General features: G+C 66.9%; 16 protein-coding genes. 7 read left to right on the top strand and 9 right to left on the bottom strand.

The features are described from left to right. Position 1 precedes the first annotated feature (1 nt). The 4 genes from Q0Q48_RS13640 to Q0Q48_RS13625 are packed head-to-tail and all read right to left on the bottom strand — an operon-like array spanning position 2 to position 4,590. A complete protein-coding gene (locus Q0Q48_RS13640) occupies positions 2-931 on the bottom strand; it encodes an ABC transporter permease (protein WP_295138444.1) in 930 nt (309 codons plus the stop codon). Then, a complete protein-coding gene (locus Q0Q48_RS13635; protein WP_295138442.1) occupies positions 931-1,932 on the bottom strand; it encodes an oligopeptide/dipeptide ABC transporter ATP-binding protein in 1,002 nt (333 codons plus the stop codon). Before Q0Q48_RS13635 ends, Q0Q48_RS13640 begins: the two co-directional genes overlap by 1 nt. Beyond that, positions 1,929-2,945, bottom strand: coding sequence for an ABC transporter ATP-binding protein (locus tag Q0Q48_RS13630; RefSeq protein ID WP_295138440.1), 1,017 nt, complete (start codon positions 2,943-2,945; stop codon positions 1,929-1,931). Before Q0Q48_RS13630 ends, Q0Q48_RS13635 begins: the two co-directional genes overlap by 4 nt. 10 nt (positions 2,946-2,955) lie before the next feature. Further along, positions 2,956-4,590, bottom strand: a complete 1,635-nt coding sequence (locus tag Q0Q48_RS13625; protein WP_295138438.1) for an ABC transporter substrate-binding protein — start codon at positions 4,588-4,590, stop codon at positions 2,956-2,958. 203 nt (positions 4,591-4,793) lie between these two features. On the opposite strand from Q0Q48_RS13625, the gene aqpZ reads away from it, so the two are divergent. The 3 genes from aqpZ (at position 4,794) to Q0Q48_RS13610 (ending at position 8,036) form a co-directional block, all read left to right on the top strand. Further along, positions 4,794-5,480: an aquaporin Z gene (aqpZ, locus tag Q0Q48_RS13620; RefSeq protein WP_295138824.1), complete on the top strand. Its 687-nt coding sequence runs from the start codon at positions 4,794-4,796 to the stop codon at positions 5,478-5,480. 62 nt (positions 5,481-5,542) lie between these two features. Further along, positions 5,543-5,908 (top strand): hypothetical protein, encoded by a 366-nt coding sequence (locus Q0Q48_RS13615; protein WP_295138436.1) that lies wholly within the window; start codon positions 5,543-5,545, stop codon positions 5,906-5,908. 37 nt (positions 5,909-5,945) lie between these two features. Next, complete coding sequence (locus Q0Q48_RS13610) at positions 5,946-8,036, top strand: adenylate/guanylate cyclase domain-containing protein (RefSeq protein ID WP_295138434.1); 2,091 nt, start codon at positions 5,946-5,948, stop codon at positions 8,034-8,036. A gap of 4 nt (positions 8,037-8,040) precedes the next feature. On the opposite strand, the gene Q0Q48_RS13605 is transcribed toward Q0Q48_RS13610, so the two are convergent. The 3 genes from Q0Q48_RS13605 to Q0Q48_RS13595 are packed head-to-tail and all read right to left on the bottom strand — an operon-like array spanning position 8,041 to position 11,762. Continuing rightward, a complete protein-coding gene (locus Q0Q48_RS13605) occupies positions 8,041-10,044 on the bottom strand; it encodes a carbohydrate porin (protein ID WP_295138432.1) in 2,004 nt (667 codons plus the stop codon). Between the two features lie 46 nt (positions 10,045-10,090). Beyond that, positions 10,091-10,789: a hypothetical protein gene (locus Q0Q48_RS13600; RefSeq protein WP_295138430.1), complete on the bottom strand. Its 699-nt coding sequence runs from the start codon at positions 10,787-10,789 to the stop codon at positions 10,091-10,093. 43 nt (positions 10,790-10,832) lie between these two features. Beyond that, positions 10,833-11,762, bottom strand: a complete 930-nt coding sequence (locus tag Q0Q48_RS13595; RefSeq protein WP_295138428.1) for a histone deacetylase family protein — start codon at positions 11,760-11,762, stop codon at positions 10,833-10,835. 72 nt (positions 11,763-11,834) lie between these two features. Between Q0Q48_RS13595 and Q0Q48_RS13590 the strand changes: the two genes are divergently transcribed. Next, on the top strand, positions 11,835-12,200 hold the full coding sequence (locus Q0Q48_RS13590; RefSeq protein WP_295138426.1) for a hypothetical protein: 366 nt from the start codon (positions 11,835-11,837) through the stop codon (positions 12,198-12,200). A gap of 4 nt (positions 12,201-12,204) precedes the next feature. Further along, complete coding sequence (locus Q0Q48_RS13585; RefSeq protein ID WP_295138424.1) at positions 12,205-13,692, top strand: protein adenylyltransferase SelO; 1,488 nt, start codon at positions 12,205-12,207, stop codon at positions 13,690-13,692. 108 nt (positions 13,693-13,800) lie between these two features. Here the strand turns inward: Q0Q48_RS13585 and Q0Q48_RS13580 are convergent, their stop codons facing one another. After that, positions 13,801-15,609 carry a sulfatase-like hydrolase/transferase gene (locus Q0Q48_RS13580; RefSeq protein WP_295138422.1) on the bottom strand — a complete coding sequence of 603 codons (1,809 nt, stop codon included), beginning with the start codon at positions 15,607-15,609 and terminating at the stop codon, positions 13,801-13,803. Positions 15,610-15,631: 22 nt separating this feature from the next. Further along, complete coding sequence (locus tag Q0Q48_RS13575) at positions 15,632-17,107, bottom strand: cobyric acid synthase (RefSeq protein ID WP_295138420.1); 1,476 nt, start codon at positions 17,105-17,107, stop codon at positions 15,632-15,634. Positions 17,108-17,249: 142 nt separating this feature from the next. Here Q0Q48_RS13575 and Q0Q48_RS13570 point away from each other — a divergent pair, with 142 nt between their 5' ends. Both Q0Q48_RS13570 and bluB read left to right on the top strand, forming a co-directional pair. Continuing rightward, positions 17,250-17,879 carry a HupE/UreJ family protein gene (locus tag Q0Q48_RS13570; RefSeq protein ID WP_295138418.1) on the top strand — a complete coding sequence of 210 codons (630 nt, stop codon included), beginning with the start codon at positions 17,250-17,252 and terminating at the stop codon, positions 17,877-17,879. A 107-nt stretch (positions 17,880-17,986) separates the two neighbouring features. After that, entirely contained in the window at positions 17,987-18,625 is a 639-nt protein-coding gene (gene bluB, locus Q0Q48_RS13565; protein ID WP_295138415.1) for a 5,6-dimethylbenzimidazole synthase, read from the top strand. The last annotated feature ends 45 nt before the right edge of the window (positions 18,626-18,670 follow it).

The raw sequence follows: 18,670 nt of genomic DNA, 5'->3' as shown, positions 1-18,670 counted from the left end.
CCTAGTGCGCGGCGGCCGTGCCGCGCACGCGCGGATCGAGCCAGCCATAGGCGAGGTCGACGGTGAGGTTGGCCATCACCATCCAGGCCGCGATTACCATCAGGATGGCCTGCACGACCGCGAGGTCGCGATTGGCCACGGCCGATACCAGCAGCCGGCCGACGCCCGGCCAGGAGAAGACGCTTTCGACCACGACGGCGCCGGCCACCAGGCTGCCCACCATGAAGCCGATGATGGTGACGGTCGGGATGGCGGCATTGGGCAGCGCGTGCCGGGTCACGACGGCATGCCAGGTCACGCCCTTGGCCGAGGCGGCGCGGATATAGGGCTGGCCAAGCACTTCCAGCATGGCCGAGCGCGTGAAGCGCGCCATGATCGCGGCACCCCCGGTGCCCAGCGTGATGATCGGCAGGATGGCGGAGGCGAGCCCGCTGCTGCCGCTGGCCGGCAGCCAGCCGAGTTGTACCGCGAACACCAGGACCAGCAGCAGCGCCAGAACGAAGCTCGGCATGGTGAAGCCCGCGACCGAGGCCGCCATGGTCAGCCGGTCGGCCATCGAGTTGCGATGCAGGGCGGCATAGATGCCGGCGGGAATGCCGAGCCCGATCTTGAGCGCCAGAGCCGGCAGCGTGATGGCGAGGGTCGCAGGCACCCGTTCCATCACGAGTTGGATGGCGGGCCGCCCGTCGCGCATCGACTTGCCGAAATCGCCGGTGAGGGCATGGCCGATATAGGACAGGTACTGTTCCCAGATCGGCTGGTTGAGGCCCCAGGACTCGCGGAAGGCGGCAATCGCTTCGGGCGGCGCGTCGACCGACATGATGAGCAGCGCCGGGTCACCCGAGAGCCGCAGCACCACGAAGGCGAAGGTCATGACGAACAGGATCGTGAGGCCTGCGCGCAGCAGGCGCGAGGTGGCGAACATCAGCATCAGGCGGCAACCTGCAGGGCGGGTTCGTGGACGCGGTGGCAGGCGACCATGCGGCCGCGGGCCAGGGGCTGGAGCGTCGGTGCTTCGGCTCGGCACTGTGCGGTGGCAAAAGGACAGCGTGTGTGGAAGGCGCAGCCGGAAGGCACGTTCACCGGATTGGGGGGATCGCCCTGCAGCAGCATCCGCTCGCGTTTCGATCCGCCGCCGAAATCGACGGCCGGGATCGCCGCCACCAGGGCGCGCGTATAGGGATGGGCCGGCGCGGCGAAGAGGCTCTCGGCCTCGCCCTGCTCGACGATGCGGCCGAGATACATGACGGCGACGTCGTGGCTCACCTGGCGCACGACCTTGAGATCGTGGCTGATGAAGAGATAGGCCATGCCAAGCCGGTCCTGGAGATCGAGCAGAAGGTTGACGACCTGCGCCTGGATGGAGACGTCGAGCGCCGAGATCGGCTCGTCGCAGACCAGCAGGTCCGGCTCCGTCATCAGGGCACGCGCCAGCACGACCCTCTGGCGCTGGCCGCCGGACAATTCGTGCGGATAGCGTTCGTACTGGTGCCGCTGCAGGCCGACCGATTCCATCGTCGCCAGCGCGCGGTCGCGGCGCTCCGCGGCCCCTGCTGCCTTTGCATGGATGACCAGTGGCTCCTCGATCTGTGTGCCGATCGGCAGGCGGCGGTCGAGCGCGCCCAGCGGATCCTGGTAGACCATCTGGATGTGCCGGCGCAGCCCGCGCCAGGCCGGCGTACCGACCGGCGGCAGCGTCTGTCCGCGATAGTGCACCGTGCCGGAGGTCGGCGGCACCAGTCCCAGCACCAGCTTGCCGGTCGTCGACTTGCCGCAGCCCGACTCGCCCACAAGGCCCAGGGTGCGGCCCGGCCGCAGTGCCAGCGACACACCGTCGACGGCGCGCAGCACGGCCTTGGGCGCGAACAGACCCTGGCCGGTGCGAACCCGATAGTGACGGCGCAGATCGGTGGCCTGGAGCAGGTCGCTCATTCCGCGGCCTGTCTCTGGATCCAGGCAGATGCGCCCGGCTCGAGACGTCGGTGACACGCGGCGGCATGCCGGAAGCCGACGATGCGTGAGGGCGGCGGCACCGTCGCGCATTTCGTCTCGGCGACGGGGCAGCGCGGCGAGAAGCGGCACCCGGCAGGCACCTTGCCCGGCTCCGGCACGGTGCCCGGAATCGCGGCCAGCCGGCGGCGCGGGCCGGTCAGCGCGGGCAGCGCCGCCAGCAGGCCCTGCGTGTAGGGATGACGCGCCGCGCCGAACAGATCGGCGCCGGGCGCTTCCTCGACGAGGCGCCCGGCATACATCACCGCCACGCGGTCGACATTCTCGGCGACGACGCCCAGGTCATGGCTGATCAGGATCAGCGCCATGCCGGTGTCACGGCGGATGCTGCCCAGCAGGGCGAGGATCTGTGCCTGGATGGTGGCGTCCAGCGCCGTCGTGGGCTCGTCGGCGACCAGCAGGTCGGGTTCGCCGGCCAGCGCCATGGCGATCATGACCCTCTGGTTCAGACCGCCGGAGAGGAGATGCGGATAGTCCATAAGACGCCGGCGGGCATCGGCGATGCCGACCTGGTCGAGCAGGCGCAGGGCCTGGGCCTCGGCGGCGCGCCCGGTGAGGCCGCGATGCAGCCCGAGCGCTTCGGTGAGCTGCCGCCCGATACGATGCACCGGATTGAGGCAGCTCGACGGGTCCTGGAAGATCATGGCGATGCACTTGCCGCGTACCTGTTCGAGATCGCTACGCGCCGCACCGACCAGTTCCCGTCCGTCGAGGCGGACCGATCCGGTCACGCGCGCTTTGGTGGGCAGGAGACCGAGCGCGGCCAGCCAGGTCACGCTCTTGCCCGAGCCCGATTCGCCCACGATGCCCAGCGCCTCGCCTGGCGCGACGTCGAGGCTCACGCCGTCGACGGCGCGCGAGGCCTGCGCACCGCCTGTGAAATCGCCCGCGAAATCGACCGTGAGGTCGCGTACCGCGACGAGGGGCGCCGTCATCGTGTCGCCCTCAGATCGAGAAGTTGTTGCTGCGGAACTCCATCGCGAAAGACGGCGAGGCCTTCCACTTGATGTCCCGGCGCTTGGCCGTGAAGGTCGCGTTCTGGTGCAGCACCGTATAGGCCGGGTCCTCGCGCTCGCAGATCTCGAGCATCCGCTTGAACATCGCCTTGCGCTTGCCCATGTCGGTCTCGATCTCCATCGCGGTGGAGAGTCGGTTCATCTCGTCGTTGGTCCATTCGCCGACCTGCTGCTGCTGGCCTTGCGGCCCGTGCTGGGCGACCAGCGAGGAGATCGGATCGTTGAAGCCGGCGCTGTTGGACCAGTCGCGGACCGCGCGCGGGCTGTTGCCGTCGAAGATCTGCTGCCAGTTCTCCTTCATCTCGATCTGCACGTTGAGGCCGGCCGCGCGCCACATCTCGACCAGCACCTGCGCGGTCGACACCTGGTTGGTGTAGTAGTTGTTGAGCAGCCGGTACGGGATCGGATCGCCCTTGTAGTTGGCTTCCTTCAGTAGCGCCTTGGCCTTGGCGGGGTCGTAGGCCGGGACCGTCCAGTTCTCGACGAACATCGGTCCGTAGAACTCCCACTGCAGGCCGGCCGGCACGCGGGTGCGGCCCGACCACAGCGCATCGACGATCGCCTGGCGATCGATCGCATGGGTGAAGGCCTGGCGGATGCGCGGGTCGGCGAGGCGCGGATGGTTCTTGTCGAACACGGTGATGCGATGATTGACGATGGTGCTGCCCAGCACCTCGAACTTCGGGTTCTTCTCGATGCCGGGAATCTGGTCGGGCGGCACGTCGCAGATGAAGTCGAACTGGCCGGCCAGCAGGCCGTTGATGCGGGTCGCGACCTCGGGCACCACCATGATGCGCACGCTCTTGAGCGGCGGGCGGCCGCCCCAATAGTCATCGTGCGCGTCCAGGGTCAGCGACTGGTCGGGCACGAACTCGCGCACCTTGTAGGGGCCGGTCGAGACCGGGGCGCGCGCCCAGTCGAGCCAGCTCTTGGCCTCGTCGTAGGCGCGGCGCGAGACGATGTCGCTGCCCAGGCGCCCGATGCGGCCCTCCATGGTCACGTCGGGCGTGCGGTTGACGAAGCGCACCGTGTATTTGTCGACGGCTTCGACCTTTTCCAGCGCCGGGAACAAGCGCTTGGCCACGGCGGGCACTTCCGGCGGCAGGTTCTTGCCCTGCACCGCATCGCGGATCAGGACCGAGGTGAACAATGTCTTGTTCGAGGTGATGTCGTAGTCGGGACCGAACATGCGGTCGCGGCTGAAGGTGAAGACCACGTCGTCGGCGGTCATCTCGTCGCCGTTGTGGAACTTCACGCCCTTACGCAGGGTGAACTCGACGGTGCGGTCGTCGATGCGCTTCCAGCTTTCGGCGAGGCCCGGCACCTCCTCCAGCTTGGCGAGCAGGTTCTGCATGATCAGCCGCTCGAAGATGAAGGAGAACACGCGCTGGCCGACGTTGGATTGCTCGCGCAACGGCTCCAGCGCGGCGCTGTTGGCGATCTGCTGCACGGCGATGGTGATGACGGGCCGGCGGTCGGCCTGGCCGAGCGCAATGCGCGGCAGGCCGAAGCTGGTGGCGGCGAGGCCGGATGCGGCGATCAGAGCGCGGCGGCGCAAAAACATGACGTGAAACCCCGGGGACGACGAGGCCGGCACGCTAGGGTGCTTCCGTGAACGGGAGGTTTCCGTTCCGTGACGCTTCGCTTGTTGCACTGCGGGAAACGTCGAACGGCAGAGCAAATGTCCTCCCGGCTTTGCGCATGGGCTGGGAGAATAATCGAAGGAGGCGTAGACTCGCCTCGGCCACTCGGGGAGAGAACATGCCGATCAGCAATCGTCTCTACGCAGAATTTCTGGGGACCGCCTGGCTGGTGCTGGGCGGCTGCGGCAGCGCCGTGCTTGCCGCCGGCTTTCCACAACTCGGTATCGGCTTTGCCGGTGTGGCGCTCGCCTTCGGCCTCACCGTGCTCACGATGGTCTATGCCGTGGGCGGCGTGTCGGGCGGCCACTTCAACCCGGCGGTGACGGTCGGCTTGGCCGTGGCGGGCCGCTTTCCCTTCAGCGAGGTCGTCCAGTATGTGGTCGCGCAGGTGCTGGGTGGCATCGTGGGCGCCGCCATCCTCTATGTCATCGCGACCGGCAAGGCCGGGGCCGAGATCGGAAGCTTTGCCACCAACGGCTATGGCGATCACTCGCCCGGCAAGTACGGGCTCGTCTCCGCTTTGGTCATCGAAGTCGTCATGACCTTCGGCTTCGTGACCATCATCCTCGGCGCCACGGACAAGCGCGTCAGCCCGGCGGTGGCGGGCCTTGCGATCGGTCTCGCGCTCACCCTCATCCACCTGGTGACCATTCCCGTTACCAATACGGCGGTGAATCCCGCGCGCAGCACGGCGCCGGCGCTGTTCGTGGGCGGCGCGGCCCTGTCGCAACTCTGGCTGTTCTGGGTGGCGCCGCTGCTGGGAGGCGTCATTGCGGGCGGCGCATACGGCCTGCTGCGCGGCAAGGACTGACGGGGCGGACTGGACCCTGTACACTGGTATTCTAGCCCGTGCCCAATTAAGGACGATCCCGCATGTTCATCAAGAGACTGGCCCCACTCGTCCTGGCGGGCTTCATGCCGCTCGCGGCCGCCGCCCAGCAAAACGTCGAGGTGAAGTTCTCGTTCAAGCAGAACCCCAACAACATCTCCGGCTGCATCCAGGCCGACCCGTCCTTCACGCGCGACCACACATTCACGATCGTCAACGGTCAGGTCGAGCTGAAGTCGGCCGGTGGCATCGACGTGAAGATGAAGCCGATTCGCCCGAACGTGTATCAGGGCACCTTCAATCTCGGTCGGATGAACCTGATCTACACGGCGGATCTCGGCGCCACGCCGCCCACTCTGGTCGCGCAGAGCCAGGACGGTGGCTGCAAGTGGAATGCGGTGAAGGCCTGATTTTGCGGCTTCCGCGTTTCTGCGAGATGTGAAGCCCTTGCGGCGGTCGATCCCGTTCAGCATCACGATCCTGATGCTGATGGCCCTGGTCGTGGTGCCGCTCACGAGCGTGCTGCTGTGGCTCGGCTGGCGGTCCGTTGACCTGCTCGAACAGCGCAGCGCCGACCAGAGGGTGTCCCATCTCGAATCGGCGGTGGAAGACTTCCTTACCGAGGGTCTGCATGTGGTGGTATCCGTCGGTCAGGCCCTGGCCTACGGTCCGAGCTTCAACGCCACGGAAAATCCGCTGACCGACGAGGAGCGGCGGCATCAGCTCATCGCCCTGCTGCAACGTCACCAGGCGGTTCAGTCGGCCTTCGTCGGTTATACCGACGGCAGTTTCATCTATGCCGGGCGGCCGGAATCCCTCAGCATCCAGCAGCGCATCGACCTGGATGCGCCGGATGGAGAGTCGATCATCGTGCGGGTGATCGAGGCGGGGGCGTCGCCGCGGACGGAAACCTACTGGTTCTATCTGCCGGACGGCAGCCACGGCCCCGCCCGGACGACCACGACGAGCTTCGATGCCCGCACCCGGCCCTGGTACGTCGCGGCGATGAAGGCAGGGCAGGCGATCCTCACCGAGCCCTATCGCTTCGCCCAGACACCCGACGCCGGCATTTCCGCCGGCATCCCGCTGCGCGCCGGTATCGGCGTCGTGGGATTCGATTTCACGCTCCGGACGCTGTCGGAGCTTCTGACCGCCTACAAGATCACAGCCAATTCGGTGATCGTGGTGGGCCATTCCGGTGGCGGGGTCGAGATCGAATCCGAGCCATGCGCGCCGACGCTGCCGGGCTGTCTGTCGGCCGATGCTCTGGTACGGCAGACCCTGCACAAGGCCGTCGGTGAGTCCATCGCCACTGACACGAAGATCGACCGCCAGGTAGAAGCGGGGGGCCATGCGTATCGCGTGATCGTCCACCGCATGCCGCCGTTGCTGGGGCAGAGCTTCGTGATCGGAGCGGCGGTGCCGGTACGCGAGTTGACCGCCGAGTCGCGGGTGCTGCTGCAACGGGCCGCAGCCGCTGCGGCCATCGCCGTGGCGCTCGCCGCAATCGGGGCGCTGGCGGCATCGCTGATCCTCTCGCGTTCGATCGCGCGCATCGCCCTCAAGACCGAGCGCATCCGCCAGCTCGATTTCTCGGACCAGCAGCCCATGCAGAGCCGCATCACCGAGATCGCCCGCCTGTCCGACGCGGTCGAGAACATGCGCGCCGGGCTGGAGATCTTCGGGCGCTACGTCTCCAAGACCCTCGTGCAGCAGATCATGCGGTCGCCGGAGAGCAGCGGTGTCGGCGGAACACGTCGCGAGGTCACGGTGATGTTCTCCGACATCGAGGGCTTCTCGCTCCTCACCGAGACGATGGAGCCGGAGCTGCTGACCAGCCGGTTGTCGCGCTATTTCGAGGCGCTGGGCTCGGCGATCTCCGCCAATCGCGGCACGATCGACAAATATATCGGCGACAGCATCATGGCCTTCTGGAATGCGCCGGAGACCGATCCGGAGCACATCGCCAACGCCTGTCGCGGCGCGCTGCAGGCCGCCGCCGCGGGCCGCGCTCTTTCGGAGAAATGGCGCGAGCGGGGCCGGCCGGGCTTCCGCACGCGCTTCGGCCTGCATACGGGACCGGCTGTCGTGGGCAATGTCGGCGCGCGCGAGCGCATCAACTACACATTGGTCGGCCAGGTCGCCAACCAGGCCTCGCGCCTCGAAGGCATGAACAAGGTCTACGGCACCGAGATCCTGGCGAGCGGCGAAGTCGCCGGCCCAACCTCGGCCCTGTTCGTATGGCGACACGTCGACCGCGTGGTGGCCGTCGGCACCACGGAACCGCACGACGTCTATGAGCCGATGGGCGAAGCCGCCAGCCGCGCCGAGCACGCATCGTTCCTCGCCGCGTGGGAGACGGCCCGCGAGGCCTATGTCGCCGGCCGCTTCGAGGACGCATTGGCCGGGTTCCGGGCCGCCTCGGCGATACGCGAGGAGGACCCGCCCTGCCATGTCTTCATCGGCCGGTGCGAAAGGTTCCTGCGCGACGGTGCCCCGGCCGGATGGGACGGTATCTGGCGCATGGACCAGAAGTAGACCCTCAGAAGCGGGCCGAGAGGCGTCCGCTGAAGACGTTCACCGGGCCGCGCACGGCGTTGTAGGCCGGGTTGAGCAGGAGCTGATAGTCGGCGGTGGCGACGAGACCCTTGGTGATCTGGAAGGCATAGTAGGCTTCCAGGACGGCTTCGGAGGCATAGGTGAGAGCGCCGTCGCCGACCAGCACGCCCAGGCCACCGGCCGCCAGATAGTTGCTGTGATCGGCCGAGAGGGAATTGAGCGCGCCCGCGATGCCGATCCGGTCGTCGGGCCGGGTCCAGCGCGTGCCCTTGATCGAAGCGCCCAAGGAGATGCTGGTGTCGATGTCGGTGAAGGCCATGATCTCCGACGCGCCGTTGTTCCAGCTGAAGCGGCCGAACAGGCCGACATCGTCGGTGATCTCCTGCTCGAGGTTGAGGTAGAGACCGTACTTGGTGCGGCCGCGCCGCGTCTGGGCGATCGTGTCGTCGGCCGTCAGGCCGGGCGTCAGGGCCGCCAGCGCGACGGCCTCGTTGTAGGAGCCCGAGAAGGCGCTGTTCATCCAGGTGCCGAGCCTCACTGCGCCTGGCCGGTCGAACGGCCGGTAGCGCAGCTCGAGCTCGCCGACATAGCCGCCGCGAACGAACAGGGCCGTGTCGAACGTGTTGGCATTGGGTTGGTTGCCCACCAGGAAGTAGCCGGCGCGCACGGCCCAGCTCGGGCGGTTGAGCTCGGCGGTGAAGCCCCAGGTCAGGCCGAGGCGATCGGCGGGATAGTCGAAGGCGCCGGACGCCCAGATCGACCAGTTGAGGAAGTCGATCCTCGGGTCCTCGGCGTAGGTGTTACCGTCGAAGATGTCTTTCACCGAATACTTGCCGATCTGCAGCGTGACGCGCGAGACGTCGCGCTCGCCCGAAAGCTGACCGTACTCGCTCTCGACCTTTTCGCGCTCGCCCCCCAGGCCGATCTCCTGGCGCAGGAACAGTCGCGAGGTGTTATAGCGTGGGTAGGGGAAATTCGACTTCTGCGCCTCGCCGTTGGGATAGCCGCCGGCGCCCGTGGTGTTGGCGACGCCGAAACCCTGCAACAGTTCGGGATTGTAGTAGAGTTCGCCGCCCTCCCAGAGCCGTACGCCGAGGAAGGCGGAGACCGTCCAGGTCTCGCGGCTCTGTCCGTCCGCCGGCAGGCTGTTGGCGCCCGAATAGGCCGCGGCGATCGGCGGATAGCCCTGGAAGATGAACGTCGTCTGGCCATGGATCTCCCACGACCCGGGGCCGCGGTCGGGCTTGTCGTCCGGATCCTTGTCGGGCGCGCCGAACTTGTAGTTCAGGCCGAGCCTGACCCGGTGCAGATCGTAGAGCGAATCGTAGCGCGACGGCGAAGCGAAGGTGAAGCCGTTCAAGGGCAGGCTGGTGTAGAGGTACTCCGCACGCGCCGACCACTTCGAATCCATTCGATAGTCGAGGCCGGCCCCCAGCACGTAGCCCGCCCTCACATTACCGGGTGTCGCGTCGTCGTTGCCGGTCGTGAGGTCGATCCGCTCGGAGCGAACGCTCGCCCAGGCGATGCCGCCGGTCACGAAGGGGGTCCACCGGTCGATCGCGTAGCCGACGCGGCCGCGCAGGCTTGCGAGAAATTCGAGTTGCTGGTTGGCGGTCGCCGTGGGCGTCGCTCGATAAGACATGACCTGCCCCAGGTCCTGCGCGCCGGCGAAGGACATGTCCAGTTCGAGGCCCAGCATCAGGCGGGCGGGAAGGTATTGCTCGTAGCCGGCCTGTACGCCGCCGAAGACGGTGCCGTAAGGCGTGGTGCCGCCGGCGGTCGAGCCGGGAACGGGATCGGCGAAGGTGGCGGTGGCGTTGCCGAAGAGGTAGCCGACATGGCCGCCGACATAGAAGCCCGAGCGCGACGCGGCGGGCTCGTCGGCTCGTGCGGGAATCGCCGCGAGCAGGACAGCAGCGATCGCGGCGATAGCCGTGCCTGCCGGACCGCGAGGCCGTGCCTCGAAGAGGGATGTTCTCGCCGTCATTGCCCGCTCGATATCACGCGGGCAACGTTGCCGCCCTGCGACGATTTCAGAACCTGACGGTTACACCCAGCGTGAAGAACTTCGTGCTTAGGGTGTCGTAAGTGGTGCCCACGAGCAGGTCGAAATCGAACCTCGGGTGGGCAGCCGGCGTGTAGCGCAGCCCCATCTGGTTGCCGATGATGCCCGGCTGGCGACCGAACGCCTCCATCATGAGCGTGACGTCCCAGCCGACGTCGACCTCGACCTGGCCGCCCCAGAAGAAGGCGGTGGGATGGTCGCTGTTCAGATAGCTCCATCCGCCGTTGACGTTGATCCTGAACTTTTCCGTCACGGGAATCGTCACGAGCCCGATCAGGCCGGCGAGGCCCAGCTCCCCGGTCCGCGCATTGACGCCGGCGTTGAGGCTCAGTCCAACGCCCACGCCCTTCGATGCGGGCTGGAAGTTGATCTTCATCTGAGGTCCGATAAGCGGTCCGGAGATGACCTGATCCCAGTAGTGGGCGTAGGCCGCCCCGATCTCGAGCCAGGGCATCTCGAGGGTCGTGCAGGCCGGCGCGATGTTGCCGTAGCCGTCGCCCGGAACGAAGTCGGCGACCCACATTTCGACATGGCAGGTGCCGGGTGTCTCGACTTCGGAATCGTCAACGATATGAGCGCCGCCAGCGGCCATTGATGGGCTGGCGAACACGGAGGCGGCGACCCAGAGGAGAGTGCCGAGAAAGATGCAGCAGCTGTTATTTTTCACGCGCGTGGAAATTCGCCTGCCACTGTTACAGGCGCAAGTCGTTTTACCCGCGCATCAATGTCCGCACGTGGCTCGCCACCGATTCGGCAAGGGCGGCGAGGTCGTAGCCGCCTTCAAGGACTGATATCACACGCCCCCTCGCGTGCCTCGTGGCGATGGCCAAAAGCTCCTCGGTCAGCCAAGCGTAGTCCTCGGTTTCGACGTCGAGCTGGGCCAACGGGTCGCGGCGATGGGCGTCGAAGCCCGCCGAGACGATGATCAGTTCGGGCGCGAAGCCGTCGAGGGCCGGCAGCAGCCGGTCGGCCCAGGCGGCCCGGAAGGCGGCGCTGCCGCTGCCGGCGGGCAGGGGCACGTTCACGACATTGCCGTCGATGCCGCGCTCGCGCGGCGAGCCGGTGCCGGGATAGAGCGGATACTGGTGCGTCGAGGCGTAGAACAGGTCGGGGTCGGTCTCGACCACCGCCTGCGTGCCCTGGCCATGATGGACATCGAAGTCGACCAGGGCGATGCGCCGGAGGCCGTGGGCCGCACGCGCATGCAGGGCGCCGATCGCGGCATTGCTGAACAGGCAGAAGCCGCCGGGCACGTCGGGCGTGGCATGATGACCGGGCGGCCGGACGGCCGCGAAGGCTGTGCGGGCCTGTCCGCCCATCACGCCGTCGACGGCGGCCACGACCGCGCCGGCGGCATGGCGTGCGGCATTGGCACTGCCGGCGCTCATCACGGTATCGGCATCGACATGGACCAGCTCGCCGGGCGGCGGGCGGATACCCAGGATGGTGTCGACGTAGGTCCGTGGATGGACTCGCGTCAGCTGCTCGATCGTGGCGGCGGGCGCGATCAGACGGCTGAGGCCATCGAATTCCTCGTCCGCCAGGGCCGCGGTCACCGCGCGCAGCCGGTCGGCCCGCTCCGGATGATAGTCGCCGGTATCGTGCTCGAGGAACGACGGATGGCTGATCAGCAGCGTCATGCTTCCCCTCTAGCGCGGTTCGGCGATCTGCGACAGAGTCGCCCGCAACCCATCGATCGCTGTGAGGTTGTTTTGTCCAAGTTGCGCTGTCTGGCCTTTGTCGCCCTGGTCCTATTCGCGGGGCAGGCCGCCGCCCAGGAAACCATGTTCCGGCTGAAGAATTCGATGGAATATCCGATCTCCCAGCTCTCGGTTTCGCCGACCCAGCTCAATATGTGGGGGCCAAACTTCCTGCGGCCTCCGGCCATTCGGCCGGGCGAGGCCCGCGAGGTGTACTACCGCGCGCCGACCGACTGGTGCATGGGCGACCTGAAGGTCACGTTCGCTGATGGCGGTCCGCCGGCGGTCTGGGGGTACTTGAACCTCTGCACCCTGAAGAACATCTCACTCTACTACGACCGCATGAGCGGCATCACCACAGCGCGCTACGACGAGTAGGAACATGGACGCCTTGCCGGGTCTGCCGTTCGACAACAGCTATGCGAAGCTGCCGGAGCGGTTCTATGCCCGGCTGGTGCCCACGCCGGTGGCGGCGCCGCGTCTGGTGAAGCTGAACGAGGCGCTGGCCCTGCAGCTTGGCCTCGATCCCGGAGCTCTGGCGTCTCCCGAGGGCGTGGAGATGCTGGCGGGCAACCGCGTGGCGCCGGGATCGGAGCCGATTGCACTGGCCTATGCCGGGCATCAGTTCGGCAACTTCGTGCCGCAGCTCGGCGATGGCCGCGCCATCCTGCTGGGCGAGGTCGTGGACGGCGACGGCCGGCGCCGCGATATCCAGCTCAAAGGCTCGGGGCCGACGCCCTTCTCGCGCAATGGCGATGGCCGCGCCGCAGTGGGTCCGGTGCTGCGCGAATACATCGTGAGCGAGGCGATGGCGGCACTTGGCATCCCGACGACGCGTTCGCTGGCCGCCGTCACCACCGGCGAGCCGATCTGGCGCGACGGCGAGCTGCCGGGCGCCGTGCTGACACGCGTCGCCTCCAGCCACATCCGCGTCGGCACCTTCCAGTTCTTCGCCGCGCGCGGTGACACGGAGGCGCTGCGCCTGCTCGCCGATCATGTGATCGCGCGTCACTATCCGGAGGCCCGCGAGTCCGCCGAGCCTTACCGGGTCCTGTTCGAGGCGGTGATCGCCCGGCAGGCGGCGCTGGTGGCCCGCTGGCTTCTCGTGGGCTTCATCCATGGCGTGATGAACACCGACAATTGCTCGATCGCCGGCGAGACCATCGACTACGGCCCCTGCGCCTTTATGGACGCCTACAACCCCGAGACGGTGTTCAGCTCGATCGACCAGCAGGGCCGCTATGCCTACGCCCACCAGCCGAGCATTGCGCACTGGAACCTGGCGCGCTTCGGCGAGACGCTGCTGCCCTTGCTGGCCGAGGACAGCGACAAGGCGCTGGCCATCGCCAACGAGGTGCTGGGAACCTTCCGCCAGCACTATGTTGCGGCGCTGATCGGCGGGCTGCGGCGCAAGCTCGGCCTGTTCAGCGAGGAAGAGGGCGATGCGGCGCTGGCGCAGGACCTGCTCAACGCCATGACCGACGGCCAGGCCGATTTCACGCTGACCTTCCGCCGCCTGGGCGACGCCGCCGCCGATCCGGCGGCCGACGCCGGGGTCCGTCGCCTGTTCGATAACAAGCCGGAAGCGTTCGACGACTGGCTGCCGCGCTGGCGCGAGCGCCTGGCTCGCGAATCGCAGGATGCTGCAAGCCGGCGGACGGCGATGCATGCCGTGAACCCGCTCTATATTCCGCGTAACCATCGCGTCGAACTTGCCCTGGCCGCAGCGGCCGAACGCGAAGACTACGCGCCGTTCGAGGAACTGCTCACGGTGCTGGCGAAGCCGTTCGAGGAGCGGCCGGGTCTCGAGGCCTATGCCGAGCCGGCACCGCCGGATCAGGGCGTCTACAGGACGTTCTGCGGGACTTAAGGATTCTCGCTTCGCTCAGGATGACACTGTTGTTGGATTTTGCGCAGTGCGCTTAACCAAAAGCTGGTGTCATCCTGAGCGCGGCGAAGGATCTTTCTCTGTCCTGCCTCAAAGATTGACGACGGTCGGCCGCGCATCCTTCCAGTCGATCCACCGGTCGAGATGCATGAAGCGTCCGTCGTCGGTGCCGATCTCACGGGCGATCAACGCATTCAGCTTGGCGTTCATCATCGCAATCAGGTCGCGATTGCGCTCGAAGTCGTGGGCCAGATTCACGATCTCGTCGGGATCTTTCACCAGGTCGTAGAGTTCGAGGTCGTTGTTGGCGCGGAGCTGTTCCAGGGTCGTCGGCGTGTTGAAGCCGCGGAACGAGAAATAGCGGCTGAACTTGTAGCGCTCATCGACGATCGAGCGGATGCAGACGCGCAGCTTCCAGTCGACGGGGAACGACTCGATCTTTTGGAACAGCTCCGAGCGCCCGATCGATTTGTCGAGCAGGGTCTCGTAGAGCTCCTTCGTGAAATTCGCGTCGTGCACCATGAGCTGGCTGTAGCAGAACAGGGTGCCGCCGCGCTTCTGCGTGAAGGCGGGATTGGCCGGCTGGCGCAGCAGGGGCGAGAAATCCTGTCCCTTCATCCGCGTCATCGTGTCGGCCACCGGCGTCGTCGACTTGCCCGTCAGCGCGACGATGGTCGGCACGAAATCGAGGTGCGAGGTGAGCTCGAGGCAACGCTGGCCGCCCTTGATCTCCGGATGCACCACCAGCATCGGCACGTGGTTCTGCTGGCGGTAGGTCGTCGTGCCCTTGCCCTGCAGGCCGCCGTGGCTGGCCAGCAGTTCGCCGTGGTCTGACGTGAAGATCACGATGGTCTTGTCGGTGAGTCCCAACCGGTCGAGCTGCTCCAGCACCTGCACGAGCTGCTGGTCGGCATCGCGGATGGCGTTGAAGTAATAGTTTTGCCGGACCCGCATGCGCCATTCCTCCTGCGGGATCAGTCCGGTCAGGATGGCATTGGCACCCTTGTAGATGCGATGCGCCGGCACGCGGTCGGGTGTATCGAGCGATTGCTGCCAGGTCTTCTGCAGGGGGATGTCGTTCCATTCCCGCCGGTAGAAGGAATCGTTCGGCGGATGGTCGATCTTGAGCTTGGCCTCGACGGCCTGGACCGGCGTCTCGCCGCGCCTGTCGGTGTTCACCCACATGACGTCGTGCGGGTTCACGAGATTGACCGCGAGATACCAGGGCTGCTTCCGATCGGTCATCGGCCGGCCCTTGGCCTTCAGCCACTGGATGGCCTGGGCCGCCGTGATCTGGTCGTACTGGTAGCCGCCCTGCGCGCCCTCGATGAAATCGCCGACGCCGGTATAGTCGTAGAAGCCGTAGTCGCGATCCATCATGGTCTCGAACAGGGCCTTGATGTCGCCCGCGTGGTTCTCCATCGCCATGGCGCCGTTCAGGTGCCACTTGCCCTTGTAGGCGGTGTAGTAGCCCATCTTGCGCAGGATCTTGCCGATGGTCGGCAGGCTGGGATCCAGGCTCTTCATGTAGGGCACGCCGGCATTGTCGAAGATGCCGTTATGCGGCATGTGCAGGCCGGTATAGATCACCGCGCGCGAGGCCGAGCACATGTCCGCCGCGATCTGGTGATTCTCGAAGAACGTTCCCGTCGTGCGCAGCCGCTCGTGTCCCGGCAGCGGTATGGGCCAGCGCGGGCCCATGTAGTGCTCCTGGTCCGTCAGGATGAAGAGGATGTTGTAGCCGCCGTCGCTGGAGCCCGGTGCCTCGGCGGACGGGAAGGCCGATTCGGTGCCGCCGGTGATGCGGGCCGTCTGCGCCTGGGCGGGCGTGTCGCAAGCGGCATTGGCCGCGAAAGCGGCACCGCCGGCGATGAAGGTCCTGCGCGATGGATGGGTCACGAAGTCCTCTAAATGAGTTCGCTTACTTCGTAGCACCGATTCCGGGCGCACGTGCGATGTCGAGGAGCCGCGCACAGTCGACATGCTCTTCGAGATGATCGGCCAGCCGGTCGAGCGTGTCCTCTATTCCCGCCTCGTAGTCGAAACCGGAACTCGCGGCGCCGATGCGCTGCAGCCAGTGACGCCTCTGCCGGTCGTCTGCCATCAGGCCATGGATGTAGCAGCCGGCGACCCGGCCGCTCGCGTCCATCGCGCCGTCAGTGCCGCCGCCGTCGAGTTCGAGCAGCGGGCGCGCGGACGTGACTGTGCGGCCGACATGCATCTCGTAGCCCTTGAACGGCACGCCCTCGGCCGTGGTCCTGCCGGTGACCTCGGTCAGGACCTTGTCGCCGCCCAGCACGGTCTCCGCGTCGAGCAGGCGCAGCCCATCGACGCTGCCCGGTGGGCCTTCGATTCCCTCGGGATCGGCGATGCGCCGTCCCAGCATCTGATAGCCGCCGCAGATGCCCAGCACGTGCCCGCCGCGCCGCAGATGCGCCTTGAGGTCAATGTCCCAGCCGGCCCCGCGCAGGGTGTCGAGATCGGCGATGGTGGCCTTGGAGCCGGGCAGGATGACCAGCGCGGCATCGCCCGGGATCGGCTGGCCGGGCCGGAGGAACACGACGTCGACGCCCGGCTCCTGGCGCAACGGATCGACATCGTCGAAGTTTGCGAGGTGCGGATAGGCCAGCACGACGATCTTCGCGATGCCGCCTTGTGCCGTGCGGGCGGGCAGGCTGAGCGCATCCTCGGCGGGGAGCCGGACGGCCTCCGGGAAGTAGGGCACGAGGCCGAGCGCCGGCCAGCCGGTCCGATCTGCGATCAGCGTCATGCCGTCGGCAAACAGGCTCGGATCGCCGCGGAACCGGTTGACGATGAAACCCTCGATCATCGCCGTGTCCTCGGGATCGATCACGGCCTTGGTGCCGACGAGGCTCGCAATGACGCCACCGCGGTCGATGTCGCCCACGAGCACGACCGGCACGCCCGCAGCCCGCGCGAAGCCCATGTTGGCGATGTCGTCGGTGCGCAGATTGACCTCGGAGGCCGATCCGGCGCCTTCGACCAGGACCAGATCGGCTTCGGCGCTGAGACGGCCGAAACTGTCGAGCACGGAATCAAGAAGGCCCGCCTTGATTCTCTGGTAGTCGCGCGCCCAGGTATTGCCCACGACCCGGCCCTGTACCACGAGCTGGGCGCCGACATCGCTCTGCGGCTTCAGCAGAACGGGGTTCATGTGGACGCTGGGGGGCACGCGAGCGGCGCGCGCCTGCAGCGCCTGGGCACGGCCGATCTCGCCACCATCGGCCGTAACGGCGGCGTTGTTGGACATGTTCTGCGGTTTGAACGGCCGCACCCGGAGGCCCCGCCGCACAAAGGCCCGGGCGAGGCCCGCGACCAGCAGCGATTTGCCGACATCGGAGCCGGTCCCCTGGATCATCAGTACGCGCGCTTGCATGGATCTCCGAAAGAGGAGCACACTGACGTGTGCAAATTTCATTTAAAATGCGAATAACGGATTGACGGGTGTGAACGCAGGGCTCTATCTGGAACGAACAGGCGCCCCAATAAACATGTCCGAGGAAAGACTTGGGAAGTTGATGTCGGTTTCGAAGCGATTCTGGGGGCTGTCGTCGGGCGTGCTGGTTGCTGTGTGGCAAGTGTCGGCACTCGCCCAGCCGGCTGTCGAGGACGAGCTGCCGAAAACCTTCGCCGAAGGCTTCATGCAGGGCGTGGGCCTGCCTGTGATCAGCATCTATCATCTGGCTGCCATGATCGGCATCGGTATCCTGGTCGGTATCGCCGCGCGGGGCATCGTGCCCGTGCTGGCCTTCGGGCTGGCCGCCATCGTCGGCGTGGCGATACAGCTCAGTCCCTTTGACATCCCGGGCGAGGGCGCCTTCGTGGCGCTGACGACGATGGTCATCGGCGTCCTCATCCTGCTGCGACAACCGCTCAGTCCCAAGGTGGCGTCGATCGTATTCGCCGTCGCGGGCCTCGTGCATGGCTATTCCCTGGGCTCCGTACTGGTGGGCGCCGATGCCGTGCCGATCCTCGCCTACGTCGCGGGCCTGCTGGTTGCCCAGACCGCGCTGGGCGTCGCCTCCTGTGCGATCACGCTTGGCGCAACGAAGTGGCCCGCACAACGGACCGCGCTGATGATCGCCGGCTGCCTCGTGATGGTGGCGGGCGGCGTTGCTGCCATCGAGGCGGCCGGCCTGATCGGCTGAATCCGGCGTCCCCGCGCGCCGGAGAGGATTGCCGCGACCCTCCGCTGCCATGATCCCTCTGCGAGGGGTATGACGATCCTCGTTCTTTCGTTCATTCGGTGGAGTTGATGACGCATCCGGTTTTCGACGCGGCCTTCCGGGCCGAATTCCGTCAACTCGTTCTCTGGCGGCGCGACGTGCGCCGCTTCCGTACCGATCCGGTGGCGCGCGAACGCATCGACGCGCTGCTGGAAGTGGCCAGTCATGCCCCGTCGGTCGGCCTCAGCCAGCCCTGGCGGTTCGTGCATGTCGAATCGGCAGAGCGCCGCCGCGCCGTGGTGGAGAGCTTCACGCAGGCGAACGAGAAGGCGCTCGCGGGATACGCGGGCGAGAAGCACGCGATCTATGCCGGCCTGAAGCTCGCGGGCCTCAAGGAAGCGCCTGTCCATCTCGCCGTCTTCTCGGATGACGGGACGCACACCGGCAGCGGTCTCGGCCAGCAGACCATGCCGGAGACGCTGCATTACTCCGTGGTGGCGGCGATCCAGACCCTGTGGCTGGCCGCGCGTGCCGACGGGATCGGCATGGGCTGGGTCTCGATTCTCGATCCGAAGAAGGTGACGCGGGCGCTCGATGTGCCGGCTGGCTGGAACCTCGTCGCCTACCTGTGCCTCGGCTTCCCGGCCGAGGAGCATCTCGATCCCGAACTCGAGCGTCATCACTGGGAAGTGCGCAGCGACCTTGCCGACGTCGTCTTCACGCGTTGACGCTTTGACACGCTCTCTTTGCCGGGCATTATTGCGCCGCACCGT

Origin of the sequence: uncultured Reyranella sp. (assembly GCF_945957355.1) — a bacterium.
In the GTDB taxonomy this organism is placed as follows: Bacteria; Pseudomonadota; Alphaproteobacteria; order Reyranellales; family Reyranellaceae; genus Reyranella.
The sequence above is the reverse complement of the archived record's forward strand: the minus strand, read 5'-3'. Positions and strand labels throughout refer to the sequence as shown.